This is a genomic window from Archaeoglobus profundus DSM 5631, assembly GCF_000025285.1.
Lineage (GTDB): Archaea > Halobacteriota > Archaeoglobi > Archaeoglobales > Archaeoglobaceae > Archaeoglobus_B > Archaeoglobus_B profundus.
This window is the reverse complement of record NC_013741.1, coordinates 563,915-579,094: the sequence shown is the minus strand read 5'-3', so window position 1 is coordinate 579,094 and position 15,180 is coordinate 563,915. Positions and strand designations below refer to the sequence as shown.

The 15,180-nt window shown below is 42.2% G+C and carries 16 protein-coding genes and 1 pseudogene; 7 read left to right on the top strand and 10 right to left on the bottom strand.

The features are described from left to right. Positions 1-28: 28 nt before the first annotated feature. From pdxT to ARCPR_RS03365, 8 genes are all read right to left on the bottom strand, one after another. Positions 29-622, bottom strand: a complete 594-nt coding sequence (gene pdxT / locus ARCPR_RS03400; RefSeq protein ID WP_012940081.1) for a pyridoxal 5'-phosphate synthase glutaminase subunit PdxT — start codon at positions 620-622, stop codon at positions 29-31. Beyond that, positions 619-1,620, bottom strand: a complete 1,002-nt coding sequence (gene pdxS, locus ARCPR_RS03395) for a pyridoxal 5'-phosphate synthase lyase subunit PdxS (protein WP_012940080.1) — start codon at positions 1,618-1,620, stop codon at positions 619-621. Before pdxS ends, pdxT begins: the two co-directional genes overlap by 4 nt. Positions 1,621-1,766: 146 nt before the next feature. After that, positions 1,767-2,309 carry a glutamine amidotransferase-related protein gene (locus ARCPR_RS03390; protein ID WP_012940079.1) on the bottom strand — a complete coding sequence of 181 codons (543 nt, stop codon included), beginning with the start codon at positions 2,307-2,309 and terminating at the stop codon, positions 1,767-1,769. Then, entirely contained in the window at positions 2,306-2,980 is a 675-nt protein-coding gene (locus tag ARCPR_RS03385; RefSeq protein WP_012940078.1) for a diphthine--ammonia ligase, read from the bottom strand. The genes ARCPR_RS03390 and ARCPR_RS03385 overlap by 4 nt, the downstream gene beginning before the upstream one ends. 185 nt (positions 2,981-3,165) lie before the next feature. Further along, positions 3,166-4,074 (bottom strand): cytochrome b/b6 domain-containing protein, encoded by a 909-nt coding sequence (locus tag ARCPR_RS03380; RefSeq protein ID WP_012940077.1) that lies wholly within the window; start codon positions 4,072-4,074, stop codon positions 3,166-3,168. Next, on the bottom strand, positions 4,074-4,364 hold the full coding sequence (locus ARCPR_RS03375) for a hypothetical protein (protein ID WP_012940076.1): 291 nt from the start codon (positions 4,362-4,364) through the stop codon (positions 4,074-4,076). Before ARCPR_RS03375 ends, ARCPR_RS03380 begins: the two co-directional genes overlap by 1 nt. A 17-nt stretch (positions 4,365-4,381) precedes the next feature. Beyond that, complete coding sequence (locus ARCPR_RS03370; protein ID WP_012940075.1) at positions 4,382-4,939, bottom strand: 4Fe-4S dicluster domain-containing protein; 558 nt, start codon at positions 4,937-4,939, stop codon at positions 4,382-4,384. Positions 4,940-4,950: 11 nt separating this feature from the next. Further along, a complete protein-coding gene (locus ARCPR_RS03365; RefSeq protein WP_012940074.1) occupies positions 4,951-7,821 on the bottom strand; it encodes a molybdopterin-dependent oxidoreductase in 2,871 nt (956 codons plus the stop codon). A 126-nt stretch (positions 7,822-7,947) separates the two neighbouring features. Between ARCPR_RS03365 and ARCPR_RS03360 the strand changes: the two genes are divergently transcribed. Together ARCPR_RS03360 and ARCPR_RS03355 are read left to right on the top strand one after the other, a co-directional pair. After that, positions 7,948-9,621, top strand: coding sequence for a 4Fe-4S binding protein (locus ARCPR_RS03360; protein ID WP_012940073.1), 1,674 nt, complete (start codon positions 7,948-7,950; stop codon positions 9,619-9,621). A gap of 1 nt (position 9,622) precedes the next feature. Then, positions 9,623-10,234: a TorD/DmsD family molecular chaperone gene (locus ARCPR_RS03355; RefSeq protein ID WP_012940072.1), complete on the top strand. Its 612-nt coding sequence runs from the start codon at positions 9,623-9,625 to the stop codon at positions 10,232-10,234. Here the strand turns inward: ARCPR_RS03355 and ARCPR_RS03350 are convergent. Together ARCPR_RS03350 and ARCPR_RS03345 are read right to left on the bottom strand one after the other, a co-directional pair. Continuing rightward, positions 10,211-10,606, bottom strand: coding sequence for a winged helix-turn-helix domain-containing protein (locus ARCPR_RS03350; RefSeq protein ID WP_012940071.1), 396 nt, complete (start codon positions 10,604-10,606; stop codon positions 10,211-10,213). The two genes, ARCPR_RS03355 and ARCPR_RS03350, sit on opposite strands and share 24 nt — an antisense overlap. 292 nt (positions 10,607-10,898) lie before the next feature. Next, positions 10,899-11,480, bottom strand: coding sequence for a formate dehydrogenase accessory sulfurtransferase FdhD (locus ARCPR_RS03345; RefSeq protein WP_012940070.1), 582 nt, complete (start codon positions 11,478-11,480; stop codon positions 10,899-10,901). Between the two features lie 368 nt (positions 11,481-11,848). Here ARCPR_RS03345 and ARCPR_RS03340 point away from each other — a divergent pair, with 368 nt between their 5' ends. The 5 genes and pseudogenes from ARCPR_RS03340 (at position 11,849) to ARCPR_RS03320 (ending at position 15,156) form a co-directional block, all read left to right on the top strand. After that, the gene (locus ARCPR_RS03340) at positions 11,849-12,256 is read left to right on the top strand and encodes a MarR family winged helix-turn-helix transcriptional regulator (RefSeq protein ID WP_012940069.1); all 408 of its coding nucleotides are present in this window, start codon (positions 11,849-11,851) and stop codon (positions 12,254-12,256) included. An 88-nt stretch (positions 12,257-12,344) separates the two neighbouring features. Beyond that, entirely contained in the window at positions 12,345-13,706 is a 1,362-nt protein-coding gene (locus ARCPR_RS03335; protein WP_012940068.1) for an MFS transporter, read from the top strand. Between the two features lie 94 nt (positions 13,707-13,800). Further along, positions 13,801-14,402: pseudogene (locus ARCPR_RS10095) on the top strand (permease). After that, positions 14,402-14,857, top strand: a complete 456-nt coding sequence (locus ARCPR_RS10090; RefSeq protein WP_280959706.1) for a permease — start codon at positions 14,402-14,404, stop codon at positions 14,855-14,857. Before ARCPR_RS10095 ends, ARCPR_RS10090 begins: the two are co-directional and overlap by 1 nt. Further along, the gene (locus ARCPR_RS03320; RefSeq protein WP_012940067.1) at positions 14,854-15,156 is read left to right on the top strand and encodes an MTH895/ArsE family thioredoxin-like protein; all 303 of its coding nucleotides are present in this window, start codon (positions 14,854-14,856) and stop codon (positions 15,154-15,156) included. Before ARCPR_RS10090 ends, ARCPR_RS03320 begins: the two co-directional genes overlap by 4 nt. The last annotated feature ends 24 nt before the right edge of the window (positions 15,157-15,180 follow it).

The following is a 15,180-nucleotide window of genomic DNA, read 5'->3' as shown; positions in this document are numbered from 1 at the left end:
CTACGTTGCACTACGGCTTATAAAAAATTTATTCAAAAATTAGCTTGAGGAAGTATTCGTGAATTCTCGTATCGTTAGTTAGTTCGGGATGAAAAGCAAAGCCCAATATCTTGTCTTGCTGAACCGCAACGATATAATCTTCGAAAGTTGCAAGGACATCCACATTCTTTCCGACCTTCGTTACCGCTGGAGCTCTTATGAAAACTGCTTGAAACTTTCCAATGTTTTTGATGTTTAAAACTGCTTCAAAGCTTTCTCTTTGCCTTCCGAAGGCATTTCTTTTTATCCAAATGTCAAGCAAACCCAAGAGCTTGGTGTTCGTTCTTTCAACTTGCTCATCCCCGTGCTTCGCAAGCAAAATCAATCCGGCACAAGTCCCCATTATCGGCTTTCCCTCTTCAGCCTTTTCAAGAATTTCGCTTGCAATCGAATCCCTAAATATCAGCCTGCTTATGGTAGTACTCTCTCCACCGGGAATTATTACACCGTCGCTTTTTGAAACTACTCCTTTACGACGTGTAGCGACGACTTCTCCATCTATTCCTAGCTTTTTCATTGCAAGTTTTGTGATGATTACGTGCTCCTCAACGGCTCCCTGCACACCGACAACGGTAATCCTCATAATCCTCTATCTTGCATTCTGACTTCGAGCTGTGAAACCTCCAATCCTCTCATAGCTTCTCCCAATCCCTTGCTGATCTCAGCTATAACTTCAGGTTCGTCCCAGTGCTGTACCGCCTCAACTATTGCCCTCGCATATCCCTCTGGATTCGACGACTTGAAGATTCCAGAACCCACGAATACTCCATCTGCACCTAGCTGCATCATTAGGGCCGCATCTGCTGGAGTTGCGATTCCACCCGCTGCAAAATTGACAACTGGTAATCTGCCCATCTTCTTAATTTCAAGCAAGACTTCGTAAAGTCCCTCAACGATCTCTTCGAGTGTGTACTCCTCGTAAACGACATCACTCGGCTTTATTTCCGTCGGCAAGCCCATTTCAGCTCTAACTGTCTTCGCTAGCTCGACGTATCTCTCAGCATACTTCTTTGCAACTTCATATATTCTGTCGTCATCCATATTTACGATCTCGGCAATTGCATAGTTTATTATCCTCATGTGTTTAACAGCTTCAACAACGTTACCTGTTCCAGCCTCTCCCTTCGTTCTGATCATTGCTGCACCTTCCCATATTCTCCTCACAGCCTCACCCAAGCTCCTTGCACCGCACACGAATGGCACCGTGAACTTTCTCTTGTCGATATGGAAGAATACGTCTGCTGGAGTTAGAACCTCGCTCTCGTCAATCATATCAACTCCCAAAGCCTCTAAAGCTCTCGCCTCTGCTATGTGACCTATTCTGCACTTCGCCATGACTGGGATAGTTACAGCATCCATTATTTCCTGAATCTTTTTCGGATCAGCCATCCTTGCAACTCCGCCAGATGCTCTTATATCTGCTGGAACCTTGTGCAGAGCCATTACAGCGACAGCACCGGCATCCTCAGCGATCTGAGCCTGTTCAGCGTTCGTAACGTCCATTATCACTCCACCTTTTTGCATCTTCGCAAATCCCCTTTTAACAAGCTCCGTTCCGAACCTCAATTCTTCAAGCTTCATCGTTTGGTGATAAAGTGATAGGATATTTAACCAATGTGTTCGATCGACTTTTATATACTATCGACAATTTCAGACGATCCTACGATGAGCTAACCATTATTAGGGGAAGAGATATTCTCAAACGAATACAAACAGAGCATAAATATTTAGCCGAAATTTAGAAAGTTTACAACAATTTCCCTATTGAGAACCTCCGGATAAAAGGAAACCCCGTAAAAATCTATACCCTCCACTCTAAACATGCAGACTTCATCGTTCTGCACAGCCAAACATTCCAGACTGTCGTTTATACTCCTTAAAGCGTAGGCGTGCAGAAAGTAGCTTTTCATTGATCCTTTTTCAATCAATGGATTATCTCTTGTAACTTCGACATTGTAAACACCCATTTTCTTAACTTTTTCAAGTTCATTCGAAAACAGCGTGGCAAGTATGTGGTAGCCAGCACAGATCCCCAAAACACATCCCTCGAAATCTAAGAGTTGTTCAAAGCTGTCTATGTAATTCAGGTAATCGTAATCTCTCAAAGCAGTTCCACATATTATAACTTTTGAGCAGTCTCTTACATCGATCTTCTCGGTGTAGCGCACGATTCTGTAATTCAATTTGCACTCTCTTACAATCTCCACGATTGGTCTTACAAATTCCTCTTCGCTTAGCTTGTATTTGCAAGTTGATATTACTGCTATCATGTTTCCACAAGCTCTGCCTTTTTAACGATTAACGTGGCATCGTATTCGCTTCCAACAATCTCGTAATCAACTATCTTGAGCCTTTTTGTAAAGAGGGGCATATTCAGGACGAGGGTTTCGTACTCGCCACCTTCACCAGCCGGGTTTACAAATCTCTTCATATTTTCAAGCATTTCAACTGTCTCAATCGTTATCTTTCTTCCAAGCATGTCTTTACTTAGTGGATAGCCGGCTATCCTCGTAAAAACTATTTCGAATCCCAGCTCCAAAGCTTCCCTAAGTATCGAAACCTCGTCTCTTAGCCAGAGAGGGTTAAAGCACCATAACTCTAAATCATCGCATATTCTCTGAAATCTCGTAGCTTGATAAGTCGATCTTATTGCGCCAGTAACAACTCCCTCGACACCGTACAACTCCTTAGCCTCCTTTAAAGCTTCCCTCAAAGCATTCAAACTTCCTACCTCATCATCCGAGCATGCTTTCATAATTAGAGGTATCTTAAGAGATTTAGCCTGAAGCTTTACTAGCTCTGTATTTGGATAGTGGAAAAGAACACTTTCCTCAGACTTCGGGCTTAAAGATACTAGACAAACTACCTCCATTTCTTTCCAAGCTTTAAGTAAAGCCAAGTTTGAATCCTTGCCACCCGAGTACAAAATACAAACTCTCATGCTCGTCTTTCCTCCGTAATTCGGATCGATTTTTCAGGGTTTACTATTTTTAACTCTTTGAACTAACTGAGAGCGAGTTCGAAGCTTTAATTCAAAAAGCCAACGGTGCAAACTACAGCTACAACTCTTTCAGCAGAGCTAATAAAATAATCGCTTAAAACTTGAAAAAAAGAAAAAAGCTAAAATCAACTCTTAAGTCCCCTGAAAAACGCTACTACGCTTGCAATGATATAGACGATCAAGGTTATTACACCTAAGCTTAATCCAAATGCTACTATTCCGTCACTACTCACCCTCAAACCCGCGAGCCACTCTGACTCCATTACGAAAGGCACGTAAGCCAACGCGACGAGGTTAATGATGGTTATTGCTCCGAATATGTAGCATAATTTGCTTTCTTTTCTCTCTACTTCCCCTCCAACCTCTTCGGCCAAAGGAACCCATTTCTCATGTTCAACTTCAGCCTTCTTTCTTGAGATTTTGCCAGTGAATATGCTCATGTTTATTGGGAAGTTTCCGGGTGTTAGGTGCAGTATCCCCGCATGAGCCAATACGAACAGCAGTAGGAAGAAAGCCACTCCGGCATGTATAGTCCTTATTACGAAGAACATTCCCGGATTAAACGTTATGAATTCGAAGCTCCTCGGGAACCACATTATCGTGCCCGTCAGTATTTCTATGAAGGCGAGGAGGGGTAAGAGGTATATGTCTCCGACCATTATCCAGTCGTACTTGCCGAACTTGGGTCTTTCCTTTCTCAAGCCTAAAGTCCAAAGGATATCTCTGACAGCTCCAGCTACGACTTCACTTATGAACTCAGCTGAAAGTCCGAAATTCTTTATGTTCGAGTCACCCCTACCCCTGACTATTCTCTCTAAGATGAAGTAAGTCCCAAAGTATGCGAAGCTGAACACGAGTATTATTGCAAATACCCTATGCAGGAACATCGTAACTTCTGAACCTCCAAAGAGGGTGAAGACCCATCCCAAGTGCTTTGAAAACATTATCGGCAATCCCGTCACCAAGAGCATCATTCCAGATATACTTCCGACGAAGTGAGCTATTCTTTGATGCCAAGAGAACCTCTTAAGCATTACTTACTCACCTCCTCTTTGTGTATCTTGTGATACTTGTAGTATTCGATTATGGTCAACAGAACGACGAAGATTCCAGCTATTTCGAGCAATAACTTGATAATTTCGTTTATCATCGTAGCCAACTTCAAACTTTCTTCATAAATTGTTCCTCTCACGAACGCCGGAATTTCGCTCCACTTAACCACATAGCTACCTTTTAAGCTTGATACCGTAGCTATGTTTAGTATGTACGGGTATACTGCTATCAACGCAACTATGAAGGCAATAGCTACTATAGCCCTCGACATTTCTATCACCAAAAAATTTAGAAGAGGAACAGACTTTCAATCTTCGAAGCTGTCAAAGCTCCAACCCTTTCCCTAAGCTTCTTCGTTATTTCGCTCATCTCTCCAGCTAATATTGTTTCACACGGGCAGACTAGTGCGCATCTCGGCACAGGATCTCTGTATATCACGTTACCTTTCTCATCCTTCTCGGGCTCATATGGCAAAACGCAGTAGGTACACTTGTCCATCTTACCCTTACTGCCAAACGCTCCGCCTTCTGGGAACTGCGGTGCTCCGAATGGACATGCAAATGCACAGTAACCACATCCAATGCATCTATCCTTATCGACGAGCACTATTCCATCTTCTCTCTTGTATACAGCCTTCATCGGACAGACTTTCACGCAAAGCGGATCGTTGCAATGTAAACACATGAGTGGAATGTTTAACTGTCCAGGTTGTCCCTCGTTTATTGTCACAACCTGAATCCTGTTCACACCCTTAGGAGTTTTGTTGTAGTTCTTGCATATCGCCATACAACCCTTACACTTTATACAGAGGTTGTGGTGCGTATCTACTAAAAATTTGTAAGGCATTTAACATCACCTCACTCCATAACCTTCATCTTTCTCAACTCAGCCTTCAACTGCTCGATCTTGCTCTTATACTGGCTTAGGAATTCCTGTAACTTGTCTGCTCTGACAACATTGCAGATTCCCGACTTCGTAGCCTGCATCTGCGTCTCTGGATCCCACCCTGGAGGATTAACGATGTTACACGAATCTCCGTAAACTATGGGTCTTGTATCCATGTCATCCGTTACTGGGAATCTGTCGAGGTAAGGTTTGCCTTGGAATTGTCCGGCCCAATGGTACGGTGTGAATACGAGCCATTCTGGAACAGCAGGAGTCACTCTAGCTCTGACTATTATGTAAGCTGGCGTGTCATCGTATTCCAAGCTTCTCGGAGAGATTACGGCAACCATGTCCCCATCTTTAATTCCTCTTTCGTTGGCAGTCTTAGGATTGATCTCTACGTACATGTGTGGCTGTAACTCCGCAAGTATTGGGTTACTTCTTGTTTCTGCTCCACCACCCATGTGCTCCACTTGCCTTCCGGATGTCCATATAAGTGGGAATACTTCGGTCATCTTTGCATTCAACCAAGCAATCTGCCAGCTCCTCGCCTTTATCTTAACCCTGTAGTGGAAGTCGCCGTACTTCTCATCCTCGTATATCGGATACTTCTCTATTAGATCCAAGCGTGGAGAATACAGAGGTTCTCTGTGCTTCGGAACGGGGTCTTTCATGTTCCAAGCGTAGAACCTCGCTCTACCCCTTCCAGATGGAACCATGTTGTTCTTGATGTAATCTTCAAAGGTCTCACCTATCGCAAACACCCACTTGACACCGTTTATGGACAGCTGATCCTGTGGATTTACTCCACTCAGCAATGACTGGCCGTCTGGAGCCTTTGTTCCCCACTTCACCCTGAAATCGTGGCCTCCATCCCATACCGGTATATCGTTTCTGTACAGTATTGGCGTTCCTGGATGCTTCTCGTTCCAGCACGGCCACGGTAATCCCCAGTATTCTCCATCGCAAGGACCTCCGTAAGCTCTGCAATCCTCCTCGCTGAACGTGTAATCGTACTCTTGCTGCCTCTTTATCCTCCAGCTCTTCTGTCCGAGCATTCCGATCGTAATGCTACCGACCGTTATCTCCTTGTCCCATACCTCCTCAGGCCTTATCTCCTCTGGCTTCTTACCGCCGAAGTTTGCCGTGAATTTGGCATACAATCCCGGATCGTATTTATCGAGCTTCTCAACAAGCTTGAGCAGTATCCACATGTCCTCTCTCGAATCGAATCTCGGTGAAACCACTCTATTTCTCCACTGAATCTGTCTTCCAGAATTAGTTACGAACCCTTCTCCTTCGTATTCCGTGCAAGCTGGCAAGATTATTATCCCATCTGGTCTGTCTGGTAGCGCTGCAGCAGTCTCAACAAATGGATCTACTACCACTAACAGCTCAACAGATTCGAAAGCCTCCTTAACAAGCTTAAGGTCACCTATCGAAGCTGTGGAGTGCCCCCACCATATTATCACTTTAATTGGGCTAGGCTGATCGAGCTTCCAGCCGTACTTTTCAGCTGTAGCACCAACCGCAAATCTCGACATCGTGAATCCTTTCTTTTGCATCATCTCCTCGCTTGAAAATCTACTCTTTATCCATTCGTAATCGACATTCCAAACCTTGCACCAGTGCTTCCAAGCAGCCTCACTCAATCCGTAATATGCTGGTAGGGAGTGGCTAAGGACACACATGTCTGTAGCTCCTTGCACGTTGTCGTGACCTCTGAAAGCATTTACTCCTCCGCCCGGTTTACCAGCGTTGCCTAACAACAGCTGGAGGATTGCGAAACTTCTGATGTTCTGAGAACCGTAAGGATGCTGGGTAGCACCCATGGCGTATTGCACTGTTGCGGGCTTGTTGTGAGCTAAGATGTATGCAGCCCTTCTTATCTTTTCAGCAGGAACACCAGTTATCTTCTCGACGTTCTCTGGTGAGTAATCTTCCTTCATTACCTCTTCCTTAAAGTATTCGAACCCGTATGTTCTCTGCCTTATGAATTCCTCGTCATACCACCCATTCTTAATTATCTCATGGCATATTCCGTAAACCAATGCTATGTCCGTTCCCGGCCTAAATTGCAGGTGTAGATCGCTTACTGCAGCAGTTCTGCTGAATCTCGGATCGCAGCAGATCAGAATTGCCCCCCTCTTCTTAGCTTCGTAGATGTGGTAGAAGCTGACTGGATGTGCTTCACTCGGGTTTGAGAAGAAGATTATGCACTTGGCATTTCTAATGTCGTTGAAGTTGTTTGTCATAGCTCCGTATCCCCAGGTGTTACCCAATCCAGCAACCGTTGTTGAGTGGCATATTCTTGCTTGATGATCGATGTTATTTGAGCCCCAGAAGGCCATGAACTTTCTCTGCAAGTACGCCATCTCAGTGCTAACCTTAGCTGAGCCGGCAAAGAATACAGCGTCGGGTCCGTACTTCTGTCTGACTTCATACAATTTCTTGGCTATAATTTCTAGAGCCTCATCCCAGCTGATCTTCTCCCACTTTCCGTTTCTCTTTATCATCGGATACTTCAGCCTTCTTGGAGAATGAACGATGTAGTTGGCCGAAGCACCCTTACAGCACAACTTTCCCCTGTTTATCGGGTTGTTTATCCAAGGCTCGATCCAGAGCCATTGATCATCTTTCACAACTGCGAGCATTCCACACCCGACTGCACATCCCGTACAGATAGTCTTAACGAGCTTGTAACCACTCTCCTGCTCCTTCTTTTGGACTTCTTCAGCCTTTCTGACTATGTCACCTCTAGCATATTTTAACAGTCCACCGGCGACTGCTAAGCTAATTGCTGAAGTTTTTAAGAAATCTCTCCTCGTCAGTTTTAGCTTCATTCGAACACCTCCTTCGAATAATCTTTAGTATCATAAAAATAAAAATTTTTCGATATTAAAATATGTGTGGGTGGAAATATTTTGAAATCGAAAGCGATTTAACTTAGCGGTTGATAAGTCGAAAGCATGATCGTAATTTGCAAAAAACTTGGAATATATTTTGACGGGAAGGTTGTTGAAAGTTGTGAAGATGATTTCGAAGTTGAAGAATACACGATTTTCACATGTCCTTCACTCTATCACAAAGTTAAGGACAAGGTTGAAGATTACAAAATCTTAGATTTAAGGATTCTGAAAGCTTTTAGAAATCCAAACGAAGTTGCAAAGGCGTTATTGACAGCTGAGAGCGTTTACAATGAGTTAGAATTCGAAGCAGTCAATGTAGGAAACTCAGTAGCTTATATCGGAGACAATTTGGAGCTTATAAAGGAGCTGTCTTTACACTGCGATCTTACGGTAATAACTCAGAACGAAGACACGATCAGAGAGCTTTATCCATACGAGGTTAAAGTGATAAGAGGTAGGGTTAAGGGCGTTGAAGGATCGATAGGGAATTTTAAGGTTTACGTTGAGGGCTACGATGTAGTTAGAGGAAAAGAGGTTGATTTCATCGAGGTTGGGCAGGTAATATATCCGAATTTCGATAAACACGTCGAAGGGATATACGGCGACGAGTTTCTAGGAGCTTTCAAGGTTTTATCGAACTTAGGAGGGTTTATGAAGCTGGTTGCAGTCAAAGTAAATCACGATATCTGCGGTGTAATGAAGAGTGGTATATCTGGGTGCAATTTCTGCTTAGAATGTCCAAATTCTGCTATAGAGATCGTGAATGGTAAAATTAACGTTGATACGGTGTTGTGTAAGGCATGTGGATTTTGCTCATCGATTTGCTTTACTTCAGCAATTGAAAACAAGGTTACACCTCACGATAAGCTCTTAGAGAAAGTAGACAAGGTTTCGGAAGTTACGGATCTTGATACGATTATATTCACTTGTGAAAGATCTTTAGGAGAGCTTTACGAGTTTAAAAACCTGCCAGACGTTGCAATTATAACCGTTCCATGCTTAAACCACGTAAATGAAGTTCACTACCTTTACGCAGTTTTAAAGGGATTTAAGGTTTTGGCAATTCCTTGTAAAGACTGTGAATACTTCAAAACAGATTGCTTTGATATAGCGGTAAAAACTTTGAAAGCATTTGGGTTCAATTGCCTTAAACTTACGAGATGGGAAGATTTTAAAGATACCTTTAACGAACTGAAAAAAGCTGGTGTTCCTGAGGTTAAGTTTGAGCTTAGAGGAAGAAATAAGAGGGAAATGTGGTTGAGTTTGGTCGAATCTTTAATGGTTTACGATTTGAAAGAGAGGATTTTCGAATCGAAGCACTTTGGAAAGATAAAAATTAATGATAACTGCACACTCTGCAATGCCTGCATGAACTTCTGCCCAATGGAAGCTATTAAGAAAGAGGATGGAAAAATTCTGTTCAATCATGCACTCTGCATAGCCTGTGAGATGTGTGCAAAAGCTTGCCCAGAAAAAGCTATAGAGGTTGAGAAGGCTTTGGATTTCGGAGATTTGGGCGAGAAGGTCGTATTTGAGGATGAGATAATAAAGTGTCCGAAATGCGGTAAACCGCACATATCAAAGAGAGCATACGAGAAGATGAAAGCTTTAACTGGTATGGAGAAATCTTTACTGTTCTGCAAGGAGTGCAGACCTAAGATAATTATTGAAGGGGTTTACGAGGAAATCGTTAAGGATATCGAAGAAATTAGAAGGAGAAGGTTAGGTGAGTGATATGGAGTTTGAGGATGTTGTGAAGGGTAGGATGGGGATGTATTCCTTCTTCTCAGCTGTATTGATAGATGTCCCACCGAAGGAGCTTTTGAAGGATTTATACGAGGGAAAGGTTGAGTTTCCCAAACTTAAGGGGGTTGACATAGTTAAGAATTATCCAAAAGGATTCGAATCGTTCGAGGACTTTGAAAGGGCTGTAAGGCAGGAATACACGGCAATTTTTGTCGGACCCTTCAACGGTTACGTTTCCCTATATCAATCAGATTACGAAGGCGATTATCCCTACGGTAGAGTTACATTGAGAGTTAAGGAGATGTTCAGAAAATTCGGATACGAGTGTATTCATAGAGAGCCGGCGGATCACTTGGGAGTTTACATGGCTTTCATGGCGGAAAGCTGTAGGGAGCTTTTGAATGGGAATGTTGAAGAACTGAAGAAGCAGAGGGAAGTTATGAAGGAACTCGAAAAGTGGGTTTTCGAATTCTGCGATAGGGTTGTGAATCACAGTGAAGCAAGGTTTTATAAGGGTATTGCTGAGATGCTTAGAGATTTTATAAAAATTGATAAAAACTTAATAGAGGAACTTGTACTATATGCAACCCACAAGAAGTGACTTCACGACCTCATTTACCTTTACAGCTGGCTCGTTACTTACTATGATGGGATCACCTATTTCGAGAAGGGCTTCCTTAACAACGCTTTCAACCATTTCATACGTTTCAAGTAAGTCTCTTCCAGCTGGGGTTAGTCGAGTTCCTCCTTTTCCCCTGCCCCCTCTCCTTGTCTCAACGACACTCTCACCCAAGTTTTCTTCAAGCCTTTTAATGTAACTCCAGATGAACTTATAGGACATACCCAAAACTTCCGAAGCTTTAGAAATCGAACCGTATTGATTTATTGCCTTAAGAATCATGTATCCTCCCCTACCGATGAGGGGCTTTGAGTCTTTTTCAATCCAAACCTTAAAGCGAATTACCGTCTTCACCACCTCCAAATGTTAATCCGTGAATAGTCATACATTCTAACAATTATATTGATTTCGATTTTTACTTCCCAAGCTTGGATTCGAGCTTAAGTACTTCCTGACCGACATATTACGGATTCTTGCAGATTTAGCCAGAACTCTAGATAGAATCTAAAGAAAAATTTCAGTAATAACTGCAACAGTTAATCTTGTAGAGAACTTAAGAACATAGGTGATTCCAAGAATATTCTAGTAATCTCAAATGACATCATAAGGATCGGTATTCTTCAATCCTTTGTCTAGACCTATCCTGCTACCCCTTCCTCCAGCCAAGATAGCTACATTCAACCGCATCACCTACTATTATCTTGCTACTGAATGATACAAGCGTAATTCCAGCTTTTTTGCATAGTTCAACTGCCAAATCGGTGACGGCCTTTTTTGTGACCAAAATAGGAATCTTAGCTTTGTAGCAGCTTAGAGCCACATCAAATGTAATTCTCGAAGAAACAAGCAAGAACACCCTACTGAAATCTATATTCGAGCACTTTCCTATCACCTTCAAAATCGCATTGTGCCTGCTAACATCTACTGCTCTTGCAACCATTCCTGATTTACTGACTATCACTGCAGTGTGATGCGCTTTTGTGGGATCGTTAAGGTCAATTAGCTTTAAACTACTCTCAATTTCATTTAAACTCCATCTTTCGTTACATACAACTTTCTCAAGCTTGAGAAAGTCGTCAATCCTAATTTTTTCTATTTCGAAGTCATTTTCCAATCCCTCTACGAATGCTAGGCCCTTAGCCAAGTCTTCGAGTTCTGTCGGACTGCATTTTATATTGTATGATCTATTTCCAAGGCGAATGACAAACAGTTCTTCCTTTGCAATCATTGCTCAGAACAACTCAATCTTTCATCTTAAGATTTTCCTCTTAGAAACACTATCGCTGTCGAAATGATGTACATACTACATACTTAGTGTATATACACAACTCTTCATTAGTATTACAGTGCGGTAGGGGAAGCCATGCTTCATCTAGAGGCGGATGTCGTTATAACCTGCCCGTAAGAAGTAAAGAAGAGTGTTACGCTGAGTTAAAGATGAAACGTTGAAATTGGGAAAGAATCTATCCTAGATTGTGATAAGTTCGTAAGTGTAGTCTCCAAATAATTAAGCCGTTCATCCCCTTAAGCCATCTTGGAGAAGATAAAGGTAATTCCAATACTGTTTTATACTTCAAAAGTTTCGTATGAAACTTAATGGACATAGGGAAAACTTTGTTCATGATACTCCAAAATATGAAGAAGTTCGTAATGAAGAATTTATCTGGAGAACTGACTTTTCTTGGGTTTAAATGTCTTAAAATTGCTTACTACAAGAGTCCAGTAACTCAAAAAGAGATTATCGAAGAAACTGGATTGAGCAAGGGGACTGTTTCAAAAGCTTTGAGAAGACTGGAGAAGAAGAGGTTGATAACGAGAAGAAGAGTAGGAAGAAAGTACCAGATAGAGTTAACGGACGAAGGTATGGCTGTAATGAAAAAATTTGAAAAGATTGCTTCAGAAATTAACAAAATTCTTCTCAAAGACTTCAGTGAAGAAGAAATGAAGAACCTGAAGAATTTGCTAGAGAGAATGCTGAAAAACATTGAGCAGGTGGTGAAATGAGGAGTATCGTACTTCTAACTCGTTCTCGCTTTCGTTTGGAAACTTTCACCGTTAGAAATCCCGAAGATCTGGCGGTAGAGGTGAGAGTTTGAGAAGGGCCGCGCTGATAGCTGTAACTCTCACATCTTTCCTTACTCCCTTCACCCTATCTTCAGTGAACGTAGCGCTTCCAACTATCGGCAATGAGTTTAAAGTGGATGCAATAACTCTGAACTGGATAGCTACTGCATTTCTTCTTTCTTCTGCCATGTTTCTAGTTCCGTTTGGAAGGTTGGCTGATATTAAGGGGAGAAAGAGAATTTTTGTTATTGGTGTGAGTATTTTTACCGCAGGATCACTGCTTTCAGCTTTATCCACTTCTGCAGAAATGCTCATAGCATTTAGAGTTCTGCAAGGAATTGGAGGAGCGATGGTATTTTCAACAGGAGTAGCAATTTTAACTTCTGTTTTTTCACCACAGGAAAGGGGAAAGGTTCTTGGAATAAATGTGGCTTCAGTCTATACCGGCTTAAGCTTGGGACCATTCTTCGGCGGTATTTTAACCCAAAACTTCGGATGGAGGAGCGTTTTTATCGTTAACGTCCCTCTCGGCATCATCATCGCTCTTCTCACGACACTAAAGCTGAAGGCAGAATGGGCTGATGCAAGGGGAGAAAGGTTCGACTTGGTAGGTTCGATAATTTACAGTCTAATGCTCGTGCTGATAATGCTCGGCGTGTCAGAGTCAGAGATAACTCTGATAGTTGCTGGATTGGCTTTACTCGTTGCATTCATTCTGTGGGAAAGTAGAGTTGAGTATCCCGTCCTTGAAATAAGACTGTTCAGGCGAAACGTAACTTTTGCACTTTCAAACCTCGCAGCACTACTGAATTACGCTGCCACTTTCGCCGTGACTTACCTCTTAAGTCTTTATTTACAGTACATTAAAGCTTTAACTCCGCAACAAGCTGGCTTCATTTTGATCGCACAGCCTGTTGTTCAGGCTTTACTTTCTCCATTTGCAGGCTGGCTTTCAGATAGAATAGAGCCGAGAGTTGTAGCATCTGCTGGAATGGCTGTAACAGCATTAGGGCTGCTCATATTCTCAACGATCGACGAGAACACGGAAATATCGATGATAGTGGCAAATCTCATGATAATGGGCTTTGGTTTCGCTTTGTTTAGCTCTCCAAATACGAATGCGATCATGAGTTCCGTAGAAAGAAGATTTTATGGAATAGCATCGGCAACCCTTGCAACGATGCGTGTTGTGGGGCAGATGCTCAGCATGGCAATTGTTATGCTTGTCTTCGCAATTTACATCGGAAAGGTTTCGATTACTCCCAAAGTTTACCCACTACTGATAGATAGCATACGCACATCCTTTGCTATCTTCTCAATACTCTGTTTCTTCGGAATATTTGCATCTCTTGCAAGAGGAGAAGTAAGAAAGAAGTCTCTAGAGAGTTAAACAACCGGTTACAATCATCTTTGCAATTTTTAATGTAATTGTTTAGATTTTAAACTAAAAGTCTTTAATACAGTATAAATTCTAATCTGAAAATGTGGATGCTTATACACTGGTGACAGCGGGAGTAAATGCCTTAAAAGAGTATATAGCTCTGCATGTGCTAACCTGCTTAGTCCCAGCTTTCCTCATTGCAGGAGCGTTGATGTCGATAATAAATAAGGCTATTTTGATAAACTATCTCGGAGCGGCAACATCCAAGCTGAAATCATTTTTTTGGCAATAATTTCATCTTTCTTTCTTGCAGTATGCTCATGTACTGTCATTCCTATAGCATCTGGCATCTTCAAGAGAACAAATACTACTGCACCAGCAATGATGATACTCTGGGTGGTTCCAGCGACTAACATCTTAGCGTTAACATATACTGGAGCCGTACTCGGAGTAGAGATTGCTGTTGCCAGAGTAATTGCAGCTGTATCGACAGCTTTTATTGTTGGACTGGTTTTGCATTACATCTTCGACAGGAATATTTCCGTGCATGAGGAAATAACTGTTTCAGCAAATCCCAGTAGGATTGTTGAGAGAAATGCTTTAATTTTGTTTGGTCTTTTGGTTGCTACACTCCTTTTACCAAACTATATTGGAGTTGGAAGGCCATACATTTTCAAGGTCGAAGTTTTTGCGATTTTAATGTAATGTTTATAACGGTAATTTATGCTTTAAAAAGCTTCGAGAAGGAGGATCTAAAGTACTGGATGATGGAAACTTGGTTCTTCGTTAAACAAATAGTTCCACTGTTACTCGTCGGAGTTTTCATCGTTGGAGTTGTTGGAGAAGTTCTGAAAGCCACAAACATAGTGGAAACTTATCTCGGTGGGGAGGGAGTTAGACAGAGCTTTATAGCGGCAATCATTGGGGCTTTAAGCTACTTTGCTACGATGACGGAAGCGCCTTTTGTTGATACACTCATGAAGCTTGGGATGGGCAAAGGTCCTGCTTTAGCTCTGCTTCTTGCGGGGCCCGGTTTGAGTTTGCCGAATATGTTAGCAATTGGGAGGCTTTTTGGAGTTAAAAGAGCGGTTTTGTATATAATGACAATAGTCATGCTCTCAACTCTAGCTGGAACAATCTATGGGGAGGTGGCAACATGAAAATAAAAGTGGTTGGGCCTGGTTGTCCGAGATGTAAGGCAACATACAAGATTGTGAAGAAAGTGATCGATAAGGAAGGGTTGGATGCAGAGCTCGAATACGTGACGGACATGAATGAAGCAGCAAATCTTGGAGTAATTGCAACTCCGGCAGTCTGGATTGATGGAGAAGTCGTCATTCAGGGAAAGGTTCCGAAAGAGAGTGAACTGCTGGAAATCATTAAAAAGGAGAAAAAAGGAGAAATGATTTTTTATCTTCTAAATAAACTCAAAACACGATATTTCACTCCAGATAAGTAGTTTCCCAACTGATCTATCCCAACT